A 16,619-nucleotide genomic window follows, 5' to 3' on the forward strand; every position below is an offset into this window, starting at 1 on the left:
TTTCTTTAGCGGGTATAAAACGAGCCAGATACCTTCCTGGATATCTGGCTCGCTTGTCCGGCACCTTGCGCGCCGGAGTTTTGCCGATTCGCAATCGGTTCCTGCGAATCGATTGCGAGTGGTATCTCAACCCATCGCCCCCAGGTTTTAGCCTGGCCGCCTGCCTCCTCTGGCTGCGCCGCGCGTCCTAGCCATGGGTGGACTTCCCATTCACACGACGGAGATCCTGCTACTTCCCGATCCCATAGTGGGCGGTATCGCGATAAGCGGAATTGGAAGAGTCTTCCGCGATGGCCTTGGAGGCCGTTGCATATTTTTCATGCTCGGAACTCTTCACCATAAAGAGTACTGAACCGGCAATCAGTACCACGCCGCCGATGTAGACCCAGAAGTAATCTTTTTGCTGCTCCATAGTATCTCCTCGCATTTTTGGTTGTTTGAGGCGGTCAAGCTTGACGCGCAGGCAAACATTACCTTAACCGAAGTATGGTTATTTGATCCAACTCAACTTTCTGGCATTCTCCATTTTCGTACAGCTTACTCAAACCCGCGGAGCCGGCTTTTTCGCCACGTCGTCGCGCAGGTAAACCGGTTGCGCAAATTCAGCGGCAACGCACGCCCCCCCGAGAACGATACTGCTGCCCAAGCGCGCGACGTGGCCGGCGCGCGGGAATCGGCCCTCAATCACCCCACGCAACTGGGCGCCGCCCACCCGTTGTCTGAGGGTGTCCCCATACGGCCCCCAACCCGAGCCGATGCCGATTCCCGCCAGTTCTGCCGGGACGGCGACGGAATCGGCGGGCCCCACCGATTCCATCAGCATCGACTCCACCCCTTCGGGCGTCCGCGCGTAGACGCCCCAATACACCTCCCCCATGCGCGCATCCATGCAGGTGAAGGCATGGCCGTCTTCGGCCTCGTCGAAGGCCTGCAGTGCCAAGGCCGCGAGGGTCGACACCGGCGCCACGGGCAAATCCTTGGCAAAGGCCAGCCCCTGGATCACGCCGGTGGCGATGCGCACACCGGTAAACGAGCCCGGCCCCCGTCCGAAGGCCAGCGCATCAAGCTGAGCAAGGCCCAGGCCGGCCTCCGCCAGAATGGAATCAAGCATGGGAATGATCAGGTGATTATGCTGCTGCGGAGCGAGTTCATAGCGCTCCAGCACTGCACCATCCACGTACAAGGCGGCGGAGCAGGCTTCCGTAGCGGTTTCAACGGCCAGAATCTTCATGGGTCGTTCGGCGGGATTCCCGCCGCCTCCTCGGCGAAAAAAGCCTGTACCCGACCCAGTAGGCGGGTCCGCCGCATAGGCGGCAGGCTGTTGAGAAAAACCTTGCCGTAAGGCCGGCTGACGATCCTGGGATCGCACAACATGAGCACGCCACGGTCATCGCTGGAACGGATCAGACGCCCCACCCCTTGTTTGAGCGCGATCACCGCCGCAGGCAACTGATACCCGGCAAAAGGGCTCTGGCCGCGGGCTTTCAGGGCCTCCAGGCGGGCGTTCAAAACCGGGTCGCTGGGCGCGGCGAAAGGTAGTTTGTCGATGATGACGCAGGACAGGGCCGGTCCGCGCACATCCACCCCCTCCCAGAAGCTGGCGGTGCCGAGCAATACGCCGTCTCCCGCCGCCCGGAAGGCATCCACCAGGGCTGCCTTGGGCAAGGTGCCTTGCAGGAACAGCGGATAGGGCAGTTGATCCCTCAACACGTTCGCGGCGGTCTGCATAGCCTGGTAGCTGGTAAACAAAAAGAATGCCCTGCCCCGACTGGCCTGCAGCACCGGAACGGCGGCCTGCACCACGCTAGCGGTGTAATCCGGCGCAGACGGGTCGGGCAGATCCATGGGCACATACAGCAGCGACTGACGCGGATAATCAAAGGGACTGTCCCAGGCGCGGGCGTCGGCATCGCGCAGACCTAAGGCCTGGGTAAAATGCTCGAATCGCCTGGACACGCTCAAGGTGGCCGAAGTGAAGATCCAGGCCGCCTCCGACGCCTGGTGAAAACGGGAAAATTCATCCCCGACCTCCAGCGGCGTTCGGCTCAGGGAGAATCCGCGCTTTTGGGTCTCGAACCAGCGCACCGCATCGCTTTCGCGCTCTTCGAGAAATGCTGCCAGCCGACCCTGCAGTTCCTCGCAACGCTTCCAGCAGGCCTCCAGGCCCTTGCCCCGCACCGCCGCCTGCCGCAATTCCAGGCCTAGGTCTTCAAGCTGCCGCTGCAGCGCTTGCAAGCTCTCGCGCACCCGCTCGTCGTGGCTGACCGCTGCCCAGGCGTCCCGCCTCATCTCCGCACCGAGCGAAAGGCGCAGCTCGGCGGCCCGGTTTTCCAGGTCTTCGGCGCTTTTGGAAAGCTCAGGCTGGTCCGGCGCGTCCTTGACCTGCTCGGTCACCACGTCGTCGGCGAGTTCGTTGATCTGCCGCGATGTGATCGTCAGGCTCAGAAAGTTTGCCGCCGTCTCGGCAAACTGGTGCGCCTCGTCGATAACGACTACCTCGGCTTTCGGTAACAATTCGCCGAAACCATCGGTCTTCAAGGCCCAGTCGGCCCATACCAGATGGTGATTGACCACCAGCACCTCGGCTTCCTGGGCCGTGCGCCGGGCTTTCACCAGGAAGCAGTCCGCCAGCTTGGGACATTCCTGCCCCAGGCAGTTGTCGGCGGTGGAGGTGACCTGTATCCACAAGGGCGAGGCTTCCGCCACCCCGGTCATCTCCGAGGTATCCCCGGAACGGGTGGTGCGGGACCAGTGCGACAGCATTTCCAGCATCGCCGTCTCGTCCCGCGCATGCCCCTTCCGGTAGGCCAGGGCGTTTTCCATGCGATACAGGCAGAGATAGTTGTTGCGACCCTTGAGCAACGCGGCGCGAAATGGCACGCCCAAGGCGTCGCGCACCACCGGAAGGTCTTTGCGGAACAACTGGTCTTGCAGGTTCTTGGTGCCGGTGGAAATGACGCTGCGGCGGCCCGACAGAATGGCCGGAACTAGATAGGCGTAGGTCTTGCCCGTGCCGGTGCCCGCTTCGGCGATGAGGGTACGGCCCGATCCAATGGCAGTTTGTACCGCCTTGGCCATGTCCAACTGACCTTGCCGAGGCACATAGCCCGGAACCGTTCTAGCCAGCAGGCCCTCGGGCCCAAAAACCGCCTCCAGGCTGATGGACGTCACCGCCCTGCCCTGGCTTCCGCTTCCGCGGCGCCGGAACTGTCGCCCGCGTTGCGCCGAGCCTGTGCGATCAAGGCCCAGTTTCTCTGGATCAGGCTGCGGTTGCCCTTGGCCAGCACGTTGGACTTCTTCGCCAGGTTTTCGGCGACAGTCGGCTGGTTCTGCTCCAGCCGCAGCCCGGCCATGCGCGTCCACAATTCCGGATTGCGCGGCTGAATGCGGATAGCGCGCTCCAGAGACGAAGCGGCCTTGTCCAGATCGCCGCGGCTGCGGCTAAGCTCCGCATCCCGGACCAGGGCCGCCACAGCAGGCGTAGCGGGCACCGACGGCTCGGTTGGGCGGCGCAGACGCTCGACTCTGCGCGGTTGCTCCACCGGCGCCTCCAGCACGGATTCGGGCTGCGCGGGCGCGACGTCCGATGGCGCCTTCGGTGCCCGAGGCGCGACCTCGGGACCTGAAACCGAAGCGCACCCGGAGACGAGGAGCATGAGGCAAAAAGCCTGCAACAAACGATTCATGACATGGTCAAGACACGGGGTAGAACTGGTGGACGGGTTTCTGGCCAGCGCTACCAAAAAATCAAAAGGCCTGCATTGCTGCAAGCCCTCACCCCGAGGCGCGCCATGCAGGCATCGCGCGTGACGCGCCGGGGCCATAGCATAGCAAGATTGGCCTTGAGCGCGAAACCGCGTCCGCGATGTGAAACAGCCGGCTCGAGCCGGGCGATTCGTTCAGCCAGGTCGGTCGTACCGGGGGCCGGATAACGAAATTGGTAGAGTTCTTTCGGAAAGCCACGGAAGTCGCAAGCTGTCGCCGGTGTCGCCTTCACTGGCGTTCCGCAGGTCTCCCAGTGCGCGAAAGCGCAGAGGATGGCCTCGGGACGCGGAAGCGAAGCGCCCAAAGCGGTCCAGGCATGGCTGAACCGATTGTCTTCGATCGCGTTCATGGGACTTCCATGTCCCATGAAGATGACCGGCATCCTTGGGACGCTCTTCCGAGCTTGCCCCTACGCCTCAGCCATTGCGGCTTCTCCGCTGCTCCGGCCCGCTGCCGGCTGGAGCCGTCAGGGTCCCATCCCGGTAATCCGCGAGGGCCTGCTCGATTTCTTGCCGTGTGTTCATCACAAACGGCCCATACTGAACCACGGGCTCGCCCAAGGGCTTACCCGCCAGCAGAAGAAAACGCGCCCCCACCTGCGAGGTATCCACCCGCACCTGCTCACCTGCCGAGAGCAGCCCCGCCGCGCGCATTGGTAGTTCCCGCCGGTCGTCACCAACCCATGCCTCGCCTTCATACAGATAGATGAAGGCATTGTGCTCCGGCTCCACCGGCGCCATGAACTGCCCGCCTGCGGGCAGGACGACGTCGAGGTACAGGGGATTGGTGCTGCCGCCCGAAATCGGGCCTTCCGCTATTCGCCCTTCTTGCATCAGTGTCCCTGCGATAACGCGCACCTTGCCGCCGCACTCGAGAGTCACTACGGGCACCTCACGGGCGGCGATATCGCGGTAGGCCGGCGGCCTCATCTTCTCCTTCGCCGGCAGGTTGATCCAGAGTTGAAAGCCACGCATACGGCCTTCCGTCTGCTGGGGCATTTCCGAATGCACGATGCCCCGTCCGGCCGTCATCCATTGCACGTCGCCAGGTCCCAGGTCGCCCCGGTGGCCCAGGTGGTCTTCGTGCCGCATATGTCCGTCGAGCATGTAGGTGACAGTCTCGAAGCCGCGGTGCGGATGGGCCGGAAAACCCCGCAGATAGTCCTGCGGGTCATCCGAGTAGAACTCGTCCAGCATCAGGAAGGGATCATGCCGCAGTGTCTGGGCATTGCCGAGACTGCGGCGCAGCTTGACGCCGGCGCCATCAGAGGCGGCAACGGAAGGGATGATCCGAGCAAGGGTACGTGTATTCATGGCACTCTCCCAAGGTCCAAGGACCCTTTTCAGTCTTTATAGGCTTCCACCGGGACCAGCACCCGCACCGCGTCGCTGACGCCGGGTAGGTACTTGGACATGCCGAATTCGGAGCGTTTCAGCGTTGCCTCGATATCAGCCGCGCACAACTCCTTGTGATTGATCGGGTGCGTGCCACAGGTGAAACGGAGGATCGAGACTTTCACCGGCCGAGCCACGCCGAGCAAGGTCAGCTCGCCCTCGGCGGACACCGGGGTGTCGCCTTGGAATTGCAGACGCTCGGCGCGGTAGGTGATGGTCGGGAAGGACGCGACGTTGAAGAAATCTGGCGACTTCAAGTGCTCGTTCCATTTGGCCTGCCCCATGTCGATGGAATCCGCCTGGATGGTCCAGGTGACGGAACCGGTCCTTTTTTCCCAGTCCAAGTGAATGGTCCCGGCCGTCTGCTCAAAGCGGCCGCGTTGGGTCGAGAAACCCAGATGCCCGACCTCGAATACCGGAAGGGTATGATTGGGATCAATGGTATAGGTGTCGCCCCAGGCGGAACCGGCGGCGAGCAGCAAAAAGGCGAAGCCAGCGACGACTTTCATGATGTACTCCGGGTTGGGTTGGTCAATCTGTGTAACAGCGATGCGCTCACGCGGCGATCCTGGCGATCTCCGCCTCCGCCGCGGCCAGAGCGGCCTGCTGGGTGTCCGGACTCCGATTCAAGCCCTCGGCATAGATGAAATGGATATCGCGAAGGCCGATGAATCCCAGGAAGTCCCGCACATAGGCAGTCTGGGTATCCTTGTCGGTTCCTCGGTAGGCGCCGCCACGAGTCGCCAGCACGTGGACCGGCTTATTTCGCAGCAGCCCGACCGGGCCGTTTTCCGTATACCGGAACGTGATGCCGGCCCGCGCCACATGATCGAAATAAGCCTTCAGGATCGAAGACACGCCGAAGTTGTACATGGGCAGCCCGAGCACGATGTGGTCAGCGCGCTCCAACTCCTCGATCAGCGCATCGGAAAACGCGGCGATGGACTGCTGTTCCGCGCTGCGCGATTCCGCCGGCGTCAACAGGGCCTGGAATCGCTCCGCCGTCAGATGGGGCACCGGTTTGCGGGCCAGATCGCGCAGAATGACCTGGCCTTGGGGATGCGTACGGCGCCAGGCATCGACGAAACTTTGCGCCAGGAGCGAGGAATGGCCTTGTTCCGAAAACAGGCTGGTGTTGATTTGTAGCAGGGTTTGCATGATGAACCTCCGGGGTGTGTCGGTGGCAACATTTGACTATTGATTGGTTCGATAAAAAAGCAGAAACTTTCGTCTTATTAAATCTAATTCTTCGATCTTTATGCAGACCCTGCCCAAGATCACCCTGGACCAATGGCGCAGTCTCATCGCCGTCGTGGATGCCGGCGGATACGCCCAGGCTGCCGAGACCTTGCACAAAAGCCAGTCGACGCTGACCTACGCGGTCCAGAAACTGGAAAGACTACTGGGTATCCAGGTCTTCCGGATACAGGGCCGGCGCGCGGTCCTCACGGAGGAAGGCCAGGTCCTATACCGACGGGGCAAGATCCTGCTGGATGAGGCGCTGCGCCTGGAGCGCACTGCCGCCAGCCTCTCCGCCGGCTGGGAGCCGGAGCTGCGCCTGGCGGTGGAAAACGTGTTCCCCACCTGGCTGCTGCTGGACTGTTTCGCCCGCTTTGCCGAGGAGCATTCCGATATTCGCATCGAACTGATCGAATCCGTGCTAGGCGGCACCGACGAAGCCCTGCTGGAAGGCCAGGTGGACCTTGCCATCGGCACCTCGGTGCCACCCGGCTTCGTCGGTGACGCGCTGATGCAGATGCGCTTCATCGCGGCGGCCCATCCCGGGCATCCGCTGCATCGTCTGGGTCGCCCCCTGACCCTCGACGACCTGCGCCAGCACCGTCACCTGGTGGTCCGCGACACCGGCCGGGAACGCACGCGCACACCCGGCTGGCTCAACGAGCAACGCTTGACCGTGAGCCACAAAGCCACATCCATCCGCGCGGCCTGCATGGGTCTGGGCTTTGCCTGGTATGCGGAGGACAGCATTCGCGAGGAGATCGAAGCGGGCACATTGCGGCCCCTCCCCTTGCGTGAAGGCGCCGAGCGCTGGGCCAGCCTCTACCTGATCTTTGCCGACCGCGACAGCGCGGGTCCCGGCACTTTAACCCTGGCTCAGATCATCCGTGACGAGACGGAGAGGCGCTGCGGCGGCCCATCCAGGACAGACGCAACGGAACCCCAAGCCGCATCTCGCGAAGCCGGATGAGCACGTGCCGTGCGCCTCAGTAACGGACGGAAAAAAACGCCCGGCAATCAAGGCTGCATGCGATTGCCGAGCGTTTCAGCGACGATAGTGTCATCGTCAGAGGAGGAAACTGGTTTGCGGACCGGCTCGGCGGGGCTCTCCCCGCCGGTCGGCTCAGGTGCGGATTTACAGGTTCGGTTCCGCACGGACCATCTGTTTACGTTATCGCCTGGTGGCGCCCATCCTTGAGTTTCTCAGGCGCTTACCCTGTCTTTAGACACTTTTTACCGTAATGACACAGCTTGCGCTGTAGCCAATTACCCGACCATTCATTTAACACTTCACTGCGGCGCGCCGGTTTCATCGGCCATACAATGGACCAATTGCCGCGGACTGCAGGCCGCTATATGGCCGTCAGTTGATTTGGCAAATTCAATGATTAAAGTCGCACAGAATTCTCATGGATCCTCAATTCTGGCTTGAATGCTGGAAACTTCACGAAATCGGCTTTCACCAGCCCCGATACAACGCCCTGCTGGTGGAACATTGGCCAAACCTTACCCGAGCAACTCCGCCGCGTCAGGTATTCGTGCCCCTGTGCGGCAAGACACTGGACATGCTCTGGCTGCGCGATCAAGGCGTCGGTGTGGTGGGTGTCGAACTCAGTTCTATCGCGGTTACCGATTTCTTTCAGGAGCAGGCGATTGCCTTCGAGATCGACCAGATGGCTGGACTACTGAGTTATCACAGTCATGGCCTTCAATTGCTGTGTGGTGACTTCTTCCAGGTACAGCCGGATCATTTGCCCGAAGTGGACGCCGTGTACGACCGTGCGGCCCTGATTGCCCTGCCTTCAGACTTGCAGCAGCGCTATGTCGACCACTTGCGCAAGATCGCGCCCGAACATGCTCCGATTCTGCTGATCACCCTGGAATACGACCCTGCCACCATGGAAGGTCCGCCGTTTTCCACGCCGGAAGCGAGGGTCAGGGAGTTGTTCGAAAGGACCCATGAAGTCACGCGGATCGCCACCCGCGACGTCCTGCCCGAGCATCCGGGCCTCGCGGCGAGAGGGCTTGCCATGCTGAATGAAAGTGCCTATGCGATACACCCCAAATGACGCGAAACGGAGACGTGTTCAGCCACGGGCATTCCAGGCCGTGGATCCCTGTGGGCAGGACCACGAGGGGCTGAGCAGCGGATCAGAGCATGACGGAGGCACTGCCGGCTTGCGCGAAGCAAGCCCGCAGCGGCAACGGAAGCCCGTCAGTTTGCGTTGACGGGCATGGAGAAGTCCCGTTTGGATTTTTTTCCGCGTTTCCCTACCGGAATCAGAGTGGTAAGCAATGCATTGGGGCAAATGACCGGCTAAGAAATAGCATTCCGGAAGCAGTGAGTTAGCGCTTTTGGCTTGCGGTAACCCAGGAGTTTAATTATGATTACGGGTCTGGGGTCGTTAGCTCAGTCGGTAGAGCACCGCACTTTTAATGCGATGGTCGTGCGTTCGAGTCGCACACGACCCACCATGATTTCAAACACTTAATCTCCATTCTACTCTCCTAAGCCTTCTGACCGTAGCCGATTCGTAGCCACGGACCTAAGGCCTTCCGTCATGCTCCTGGCGTATCCCGAGAGGTGTTCGCCGCTCATATGCGCGTAGCGCCTAACCATTTCGTCGAATTCCCATCAGCCAAGCTCCTGCAATACGTTAGGAGGCGTTCCGGCCTGTCCGTGCCATGAAGGCCAGGTATGCCTCAAATCGTATCAGCGGAAGTCCTGAATGCCCACCCGCTTCAATGCTTGCCGCCAAGCCATGGTGTTCCACCGTAAACGGCTTTCGCTTATATCTGAGAACGTGCATCTGACACTTGCCAAACTGACTACGGATGACGAATACACCCTTCACAGCGATGGCTTTACGGGCTTTCGCTTGATCTGGATGAATCCATACACAACGCCTCATCACATCAACCTGTGTCCATTCAAGGTACATCACATTCGCCCACCGAAGTCCTGGCTCCAGACTGAACCGAGCCATATCCGCCAGATGCAGTGGAAACTCGGCAAGGAGCCGTTCCGCCCCACCATGAGTTAGGAACCGAATACGCCGCTTGGGTACAGGTAGCATCCGCCCCCGGGGAGCCTGATCCAGTCAACCCCATTCCAGGGCCGCTCGACTAAGAATCATCGGCGACGTAGCCGCGGTCTATCTGGCCAACCAGATTGCTTGAGGCGATCAGCATCTCGTCAGGTCTAGCTGGTCATTTCCCAAAATCCTTCGGCGCGCAGCGCCTCCGAAACCGCTCGGGAGCGTGGGCAGTTCGATTCAGGCAAACAAGCGCATGAGGCGCCTGCGAAGCCAGGCGACGGGGTTTTCCGGCTCGTCCGATTCCAGCAAACCCTGTTCCCTTAGTCCCTGCTGACAGACCTGGATACGTTCCTGCCGCTTCATAACTTCCTCCGCTATTTCGCGCTCCAACCCCGGATAGGTCTGCAGTAGTTTGTTGAATCCCTGACGTCCGATGACGAACAGCACGGTTTCACCAACCGCCCGCATCGTTGTCGGGTAAGGGATATTCAGCAATAAGGGGAGCTCGCCGAAGTAATCGCCCACCCCAAACGTGAAAAGGCGGCGGCTGATGCGTGCGTTTTCGAAGATGGCATCGACCGATCCCGCCAGCACAAGGCAAAACGCGTGTTCCATCGAGCCCTGCCTCACCAAGATTTCGCCCTGCGCCAGCGTTTTGCGATAGCCCAGTTCGATGAACTGGCGCAACTGCAGCTCATCAAACGACTGACAATAGGGCAATTCCTTGAGACGATGGAGCAGGCCACGCTCGCCACCGGCAGAATCCGGGAACCGAGTGTCAGCCCCGGTATTCCCTGCTCTGGATAAACCAGCCGTCTGCCCTTGCAGCGATATACCGCTCTGGCGAAAGCCGTACTCGATGCTGAAGTTGAGTGAGCTCTTGATAGCGGCGGCCTGGTCGATGCCATCGACCCAAACTTGCAATTGGAACTCCAGCAAATCGGCGCCAAAGCGATCCAGCAACACCTTGGGCGCAGGCTCCGCGAGCACATGCCTTTCGCGGTACGCAATATCCAGAAGCACTTCGGTCACCCAAACCGGATTGACGTCAGCCCGCACCTGAACGGGAAGATCGATCCTCCCCTGGCGATTGGTGTAGCTCCAGTTCTCCATCAAGGCGTTCGTCAATTCGGAATTGGGCACAATGAGCTCCGAGCCGCGCAAGGTGCGGATCACCGTGGATCGAATCGCGATTTCCTGAATGAAGCCGATCTTGCCGTTGAATTCGACCAAGTCGCCCACCTTGAGCTTGCGTTCGCCAAGCAACATGATTCCGCTGATCAGATTCTTGGTCAGATCCTGCAGACCGAAACCAACCCCGACGCCCAGCCCGCCCAGAACCAGGGCCAGGCTGTCCAGATTGAGCCCGAGAGCCTGCAGCAGAAGTCCGCCTCCCAGCAAGCCGATGGCGAAGCCCATGAGGCTCGAAAGAACTTCGCGATTGCCCTCGCTCATTCCGAAGCGGGTCAGGATGCGGCGCTGCATGACCCGCTTTGAGGATTTCGCGGCCAAAACGACCACCGCAAACAGCAGGATCACTTCGAAAAGCCACGCCAGGCTCACAGCCTGAGATCCGAGCGTAAAGATCGGGTGCCTCACCCCGGCCACCAGGACGTGCCAAAGGGCTGAATTTTCTATGGTATTTACTTCCATTTGGCCGCATGATCCGCTGCAGGTCGTGAGGCGTCAAGCCATTCACGGCTCATCCGCCAAGCGTCCACCGAACTTTCCTGTAGCGCATCCTCAGGCAGATCGAATCCGGTGTCGAATTGGCCCAACTCCATTCGACTAATGAGCAGATGGCAACCCGAACACAGTGTGGAGAACCCGATGAAATATCTGTGTCTCGTCTACAGCGAAGAGGAAAAATTGCACACCCTGCCGGAAAGCCCTCAAGACATTGAATGTCTTGCCTATGCGCAATCCTTGCGTGAGAGCGGGCACTTGATCGGCGGTGAGGCCCTGGAGTCGGTACAAACGGCAACGACGGTGAGGCTCAGGAGTGGCAAGTTGTCCATCAACGATGGCCCCTTTGCCGAAACCAAGGAACAGTTGGCCGGATTCTATCTGATCGAAGCCCTCGATCTGGACGAAGCCATCCGAATTGCCGCCGGGATTCCCCCAGCCCGTGTGGGCTGCGTTGAAATAAGGCCGGTACGCCGATTGAACGCCCCGAGCGAAGGATAAGGTCGAACGCAATGCGTCCCAGCTGTCGATTTGGCTGGCGGTAAATCGACTACTTGTCGCGCGGCGCCGAGCCGCACACCATGACAACACGCAAATGCGAGGTTACTGCCATGCGATTCATGATTCTGATCAAGGCCGATGAAAACACCGAAGCCGGGGTGATGCCAAGCGAGGCCATGCTGACGGAGATGGGCCGTTTCAACGAGGAACTGGCAAAAGCCGGCATCATGCTCGGAGGCGACGGGCTTACACCCAGCAGCCGGGGCGCTCGCGTGTTGTTTACCGGCGACGGGCAAACCGTGGTTCCCGGGCCCTTTCGCGAAACCCGCCAATTGGTGTGCGGCTTCTGGCTCTGGGAGTGTCGGTCGCTTGAGGAAGCCATCGCTTGGGTCCGACGCTGTCCCAAGCCCTTGCTGGGTGATGCGGAAATCGAAATTCGTCCACTGTTCGAGATGGAGGATTTCGGCTCCGAACTTACGCCAGAACTTCGGGAACAAGAAGCGCGGCTGCGCGTCGCGGCGGAAGACCGGGCCAGGTCCCGGGGAAACTGAATACCCAACTCAAAACTGCAGGAGGAATCTTATTGCATACCGGTTTCCGCTTCGGCGTGACGAAGCCTGAAAACCGTAAGCCAATCGAAACTGATAAGGGAGCAAACCCATGATCGAATTTATGTCCATCCTCGCAATAGCCCTCGCCACCTTGCTCATCTATGCGGCCACCAAGCCCGACAGCTTCCGCATCGAACGCAGCACCCGGATAAAGGCGCCGGCCGATCGGATCTACGATCTGGTCAACGACCTCCACGCCTGGAGCCATTGGTCGCCCTGGGAAAAAAAGGATCCGGCCATGAAGCGAACATTCAGCCATGTCGCCAGCGGCATAGGTGCCAGCTATGCCTGGGAAGGTAATAAGCAGGTCGGCATGGGCCGCATGGAAATCATAGAGAGCTCGCGACCGACCAAGATCGCGATCCAACTGGACTTCTTCAAACCCATGAAAGCTCGCAACACGTCAGAATTCAGCTTCGACGAACAAGCCGGAGAGACTCGCGTCGTCTGGGCCATGTTCGGTCCCATGCCTTACCTTTCAAAAGTGATGACCACCTTCTTCAGCATGGACAAGATGTGCGGAAAGGACTTCGAGGCGGGACTGGCGCAACTCAAATCCGTCGCCGAAATGCCATGAGGGAGCGATGAGATGAAATATTTATGCCTGGCGTACGAATCGGAAGCCACCCTCGATGCTCTGAATCCCGAAGAATGGGATGCCTTGCGCCGTGAAACGCTGGATTACGTGGAAACACTCCGCGGCAATGGCCGCCTGATTGCGGCAAACGCCCTTCAAAGCGTCCGAACCGCGGCGACGGCGCGGGTCCGGAATGGCAAAGCCATGATAACGGACGGCCCGTTCGCAGAAACCAAAGAGACTTTGGGCGGCTTCTTTTTGATCGAGGCAACCGATATGAACGACGCGATCCAGATGGCATTGAAATGGCCCTCGGCGCGTATCGGCAGCATTGAGGTACGCCCCATCGAGGAAACACTCCGGCTGGAGAGCCGCTATGGCGGAATTCAGGGATCAAGCCACCGGAGTTCCACCTCATGACGCAAAGAATCACGCCCTTTCTCTGGTTCGACACCCAGGCCGAGGAAGCCATGCACTTCTATGTCTCGGTATTCAAGAACTCGCGCGTAGGCTCCATCACACGCTACGGGGCTGCCGGTCCAGGACCTGAAGGTTCGGTCATGACCTGCACCTTCGAACTCGAAGACCAGGAGTTCGTCGCCCTCAACGGCGGCCCCCATTACGCGTTCAGCCCCGCCATTTCCTTTGTTGTCAATTGCGCCACACAGGACGAGGTGGACGAACTCTGGGAAAAGCTCTCCGCCGGCGGCAAGCCTGTCCAATGCGGTTGGCTGACCGACCGCTTCGGTGTGTCCTGGCAGATCGTGCCATCGGTGCTAGGCCATCTGTTGAACGACCCGGACTCGGCCAAATCACAACGCGTCATGCGAGCCATGTTGGGCATGACCAAACTGGACATCGCCGCATTGCAATATGCCTGCGAGCGGCCCTAGCCAGCCATAGCGAGCTTTCCATGGAACAAAAAGGGAAGCAGGATATCGCGGAGGTGGTAGCCGCCATCTACCGGACAGAATCTCGCCGCGTCTTCGCTACCCTGGTCCGGTTGCTGGGCTATTTCGACCTGGCCGAGGAAGCCCTGCATGACGCCTTCCGCGCAGCATTGGAGCAATGGCCCAGTCAGGGGATCCCCTGCCAGCCTCGGGCCTGGCTGGTCTCGACGGGTCGGTTCAAAGCCATCGATGCCCTGCGACGCCGGGCCCGATTTGAGCCATTGGATGATGCAGCCGACACTATCGATCCACGCAGCGAGCAGGAGACTGCGTGGATGGATAACGATGTGGAAGACGACCGACTGCGTCTGATCTTTACTTGCTGCCACCCTGCCCTGGCGCCCGACGCTCGCATCGCCCTCACCTTGCGTGAAGTGTGCGGACTTACCACCGAAGAGATCGCCCGCGCCTACCTCGCGGCAGTGCCAACCATGGCCCAGCGCATCGTGCGCGCCAAGGCCAAAATCCGCGACGCGCGCATTCCCTATCAGGTCCCGGCTCGGGAGGAACTGCCCGAGCGGCTGGATGCGGTTCTGCGCGTGGTGTATCTGGTCTATAACGAAGGCTATTCCGCCTCATTTGGAAACTCCTTGACCCGAGGCGATCTTTCCGATGAAGCGATTCGGCTCGGCCGCTTGATCGTCCAACTCATGCCGGAAGCGGAAGTCTTGGGTTTGCTGGCGCTGATGCTGCTGCATGAATCCCGTCGTCAGGCCCGGACTGCGCCTAACGGTGAACTGATCCTTTTGGAACGGCAGGATCGCCTCCTATGGGACTCCGCCAAAATTGCCGAAGGCATCGCTTTGCTGGAACAAGCACTGAACTCACCCCGCTTCGGGCCTTACACGCTTCAAGCCGCCATCGCCGCCGTGCACGCGGAAGCGCCAAGCAGCGGCGATACCGATTGGCCCCAAATCGTAGGTTTATATGACGTACTGATGCGAATCGACCCTTCGCCGATCATCGCGTTGAACAGGGCGGTGGCGTTGGCAATGCGCGACGGCCCCGCAATCGGCCTTACTCATGTCGACGACCTCCTGGCACAGGGCGAATTGGCAAACTATCACCTCGCTCACGCCGCCAGGGCCGACCTATGCCGGCGACTGGGCAGAATTGCCGCCGCGCGTGAGGCCTACGAGCGTGCCCTCGAACTCGCCAGGCAGGAACCGGAGCGACGGTTTCTGCTCAGTCGGTTGCAGGAGTTGGCAAGGCATCCCGGCGGTGAGCGGTAAGCGTGTGACGGAGAAAAGGCTGCATCGAAGCCCTTTCTCCGGATTTCCCCGCTCAGAGCGAAAACAGCTCACGCAGCAATTTCAAGAATTTGGGCCCGACGCCTTTGACCTTCGAGACATCTTCAAACGTCGAAAACGGCCTTGCGGCGATGATGCTTTCTGCTGTCTTTCTGGGCACGCCTTTCAAGGATGCCAATTCATCCAGTGTCACTTGATTGATGGACGCACCAGTGACCGTGCTGGCGCTTTCCACCGGGCTGGGCTCGCTGACTTGGGCCGGTGACCTTTTGCCGTCCCCGAAATTGACTGTGATGACATTGTCCTGATCGCCGCGCACCGCAATGCCCTTCTGCTTCACGACATAAGGGGCAGCAAAGTTGATGGCATCCTGCGTAATGTAAGCACTACCGTCCCACTCACGCAGCATCAGGCTTAGATACCAGGTACCCTCGGGAGCTTCGTGAAAATCTGCCTGAACGTTAAGATCCTGCACGAACTGCTGACCGTGAACCTGCCCGATGCTAACCCCAGCCAAGGCAAAGCCCTCAAAGTAGCCACCTTGATAGGGCTGATGAAGGGCCCACAATTCCAATGACAAGGTTCCACTGATATTGCCCGACTGACGTCGGCTGACAATTTCGCCAACATTCATGGAAATTCGGTTGTTCTGCAGGTCATAGCCACAGTTGCCTTGCAGAAGCAAGTCACCCGGCACAGGTCTGGTGCCATGGGACTGAATGAGGGACTCGTTGCTGATCCAATGTCCCGTTTGGGCGTCAAAGTTGGCGGACTTCGTCTGCTCCACGAAGCTGACATGGGTCACCGCCTGATTGCCGTATACCGCTTGCCCAGGGCGAGAATCGGTTCTGTAGGGGAGCGCGAAATTCACAAAGTCGCGGGTCTCAAAAGCGCTTCCGTTCCATTCCCGCAGCATCAAGGTGAGCTGCCAGGAACCTGCGGGTGGTTCCTGGAATGCCAGGTCCCACGTGCTTGGGCCAATGACGTGCTGGCCCCGCAATTCGCCGATGGCTATTCCCGCCAAGGGGATTCCGCAAAAATCCAAGCCCCGATAGGGTTCATTCAAGGCCCAAAGCTCGAGGGACAGGGTCCCGCTGAGATTTCCCGATGGGCGATTACTGAAAATTTCCCCAGTATTCAAGATAAGACGATTATTTGTAATTGTATAACCGCTCGTGCCATTAAACCCCAACTCTATCGATTGGGGATAGGTAACCAGATTTTGGATTGCATGCATTGAAATGACTCAGTTATTGAGGAGGCGCCATTGTAGGGGAATAACGGAGCAATTCAAACCCACACTCAATTAGAATCTGAGACGCCCCCTAATAGTGCGCCATGCAACCTAATAGTGCAATTATGTAAGCATCTGCTGACTCGGTTTCAGAGCCTCGATCGGCTTTCTGGTAACCATACGGAGGATATGGCAGACATTCGGAGCCAGGGAGCTGCCATCGGGCAATTTGTGAATACTTCACAACTTTGATGGTGAATAGGATACGGAAGATCGGTTACCGACCATGGAGACTATACCCAACCCCGATGCGATTCTGATGAATTGAATTACGAGTTGCCTTCGGGACATAAGGTCGAATCGAACACACACTG

Annotated in this window: 19 protein-coding genes and 1 tRNA gene; 10 read left to right on the forward strand and 10 right to left on the reverse strand. The window is 59.6% G+C overall.

Annotation, left to right across the window (positions count from 1 at the left end; all coding sequences use genetic code 11):
• Positions 1-229: 229 nt before the first annotated feature.
• From EK23_RS15370 to EK23_RS15405, 8 genes are all read right to left on the reverse strand, one after another.
• Entirely contained in the window at positions 230-412 is a 183-nt protein-coding gene (locus EK23_RS15370) for a hypothetical protein (protein ID WP_235282108.1), read from the reverse strand.
• A 129-nt stretch (positions 413-541) separates the two neighbouring features.
• The gene (gene tsaB / locus EK23_RS15375; RefSeq protein ID WP_045226260.1) at positions 542-1,231 is read right to left on the reverse strand and encodes a tRNA (adenosine(37)-N6)-threonylcarbamoyltransferase complex dimerization subunit type 1 TsaB; all 690 of its coding nucleotides are present in this window, start codon (positions 1,229-1,231) and stop codon (positions 542-544) included.
• Complete coding sequence (yoaA, locus tag EK23_RS15380; protein WP_327037061.1) at positions 1,228-3,171, reverse strand: DNA repair helicase YoaA; 1,944 nt, start codon at positions 3,169-3,171, stop codon at positions 1,228-1,230. Before yoaA ends, tsaB begins: the two co-directional genes overlap by 4 nt.
• Positions 3,168-3,686 carry a tetratricopeptide repeat protein gene (locus EK23_RS15385; RefSeq protein WP_158002524.1) on the reverse strand — a complete coding sequence of 173 codons (519 nt, stop codon included), beginning with the start codon at positions 3,684-3,686 and terminating at the stop codon, positions 3,168-3,170. The genes yoaA and EK23_RS15385 overlap by 4 nt, the downstream gene beginning before the upstream one ends.
• Before the next feature lie 50 nt (positions 3,687-3,736).
• A complete protein-coding gene (locus EK23_RS21940) occupies positions 3,737-4,114 on the reverse strand; it encodes a dioxygenase family protein (protein ID WP_158002525.1) in 378 nt (125 codons plus the stop codon).
• 67 nt (positions 4,115-4,181) lie between these two features.
• A complete protein-coding gene (locus tag EK23_RS15395; RefSeq protein ID WP_045226261.1) occupies positions 4,182-5,078 on the reverse strand; it encodes a pirin family protein in 897 nt (298 codons plus the stop codon).
• A 29-nt stretch (positions 5,079-5,107) separates the two neighbouring features.
• On the reverse strand, positions 5,108-5,668 hold the full coding sequence (locus tag EK23_RS15400) for a YceI family protein (RefSeq protein ID WP_045226262.1): 561 nt from the start codon (positions 5,666-5,668) through the stop codon (positions 5,108-5,110).
• A 46-nt stretch (positions 5,669-5,714) separates the two neighbouring features.
• A complete protein-coding gene (locus tag EK23_RS15405) occupies positions 5,715-6,317 on the reverse strand; it encodes an FMN-dependent NADH-azoreductase (protein WP_045226263.1) in 603 nt (200 codons plus the stop codon).
• Between the two features lie 100 nt (positions 6,318-6,417).
• Here EK23_RS15405 and EK23_RS15410 point away from each other — a divergent pair, with 100 nt between their 5' ends.
• The 4 genes from EK23_RS15410 (at position 6,418) to EK23_RS23700 (ending at position 9,442) form a co-directional block, all read left to right on the forward strand.
• Positions 6,418-7,368, forward strand: coding sequence for a LysR family transcriptional regulator (locus EK23_RS15410; RefSeq protein ID WP_045226264.1), 951 nt, complete (start codon positions 6,418-6,420; stop codon positions 7,366-7,368).
• Between the two features lie 439 nt (positions 7,369-7,807).
• Positions 7,808-8,467, forward strand: coding sequence for a thiopurine S-methyltransferase (locus EK23_RS15415; protein ID WP_045226265.1), 660 nt, complete (start codon positions 7,808-7,810; stop codon positions 8,465-8,467).
• A 330-nt stretch (positions 8,468-8,797) separates the two neighbouring features.
• Positions 8,798-8,873: transfer RNA gene (locus tag EK23_RS15420), tRNA-Lys, on the forward strand.
• A 254-nt stretch (positions 8,874-9,127) separates the two neighbouring features.
• On the forward strand, positions 9,128-9,442 hold the full coding sequence (locus EK23_RS23700; protein ID WP_158002526.1) for a hypothetical protein: 315 nt from the start codon (positions 9,128-9,130) through the stop codon (positions 9,440-9,442).
• Between the two features lie 231 nt (positions 9,443-9,673).
• On the opposite strand, the gene EK23_RS15430 is transcribed toward EK23_RS23700, so the two are convergent.
• Complete coding sequence (locus tag EK23_RS15430) at positions 9,674-11,089, reverse strand: mechanosensitive ion channel domain-containing protein (protein WP_082054235.1); 1,416 nt, start codon at positions 11,087-11,089, stop codon at positions 9,674-9,676.
• A 177-nt stretch (positions 11,090-11,266) separates the two neighbouring features.
• On the opposite strand from EK23_RS15430, the gene EK23_RS15435 reads away from it, so the two are divergent.
• The 6 genes from EK23_RS15435 (at position 11,267) to EK23_RS15460 (ending at position 14,993) form a co-directional block, all read left to right on the forward strand.
• Positions 11,267-11,623: a YciI family protein gene (locus EK23_RS15435; protein ID WP_045226267.1), complete on the forward strand. Its 357-nt coding sequence runs from the start codon at positions 11,267-11,269 to the stop codon at positions 11,621-11,623.
• Between the two features lie 110 nt (positions 11,624-11,733).
• Positions 11,734-12,174 (forward strand): YciI family protein, encoded by a 441-nt coding sequence (locus EK23_RS15440; RefSeq protein WP_045226268.1) that lies wholly within the window; start codon positions 11,734-11,736, stop codon positions 12,172-12,174.
• Between the two features lie 109 nt (positions 12,175-12,283).
• Positions 12,284-12,811: an SRPBCC family protein gene (locus EK23_RS15445; protein ID WP_045226269.1), complete on the forward strand. Its 528-nt coding sequence runs from the start codon at positions 12,284-12,286 to the stop codon at positions 12,809-12,811.
• Positions 12,812-12,823: 12 nt separating this feature from the next.
• Positions 12,824-13,231: a YciI family protein gene (locus EK23_RS15450; protein ID WP_045226270.1), complete on the forward strand. Its 408-nt coding sequence runs from the start codon at positions 12,824-12,826 to the stop codon at positions 13,229-13,231.
• A complete protein-coding gene (locus EK23_RS15455; RefSeq protein ID WP_045226271.1) occupies positions 13,228-13,704 on the forward strand; it encodes a VOC family protein in 477 nt (158 codons plus the stop codon). The genes EK23_RS15450 and EK23_RS15455 overlap by 4 nt, the downstream gene beginning before the upstream one ends.
• Before the next feature lie 20 nt (positions 13,705-13,724).
• The gene (locus tag EK23_RS15460; protein ID WP_045226272.1) at positions 13,725-14,993 is read left to right on the forward strand and encodes an RNA polymerase sigma factor; all 1,269 of its coding nucleotides are present in this window, start codon (positions 13,725-13,727) and stop codon (positions 14,991-14,993) included.
• A gap of 52 nt (positions 14,994-15,045) precedes the next feature.
• Here EK23_RS15460 and EK23_RS21945 read toward each other — a convergent pair whose 3' ends face one another.
• The gene (locus EK23_RS21945; protein WP_082054236.1) at positions 15,046-16,248 is read right to left on the reverse strand and encodes a ComEA family DNA-binding protein; all 1,203 of its coding nucleotides are present in this window, start codon (positions 16,246-16,248) and stop codon (positions 15,046-15,048) included.
• Positions 16,249-16,619 lie beyond the last annotated feature (371 nt).

The sequence above is a fragment of the Methyloterricola oryzae genome (genome assembly GCF_000934725.1).
GTDB classification, from domain to species: domain Bacteria; phylum Pseudomonadota; class Gammaproteobacteria; order Methylococcales; family Methylococcaceae; genus Methyloterricola; species Methyloterricola oryzae.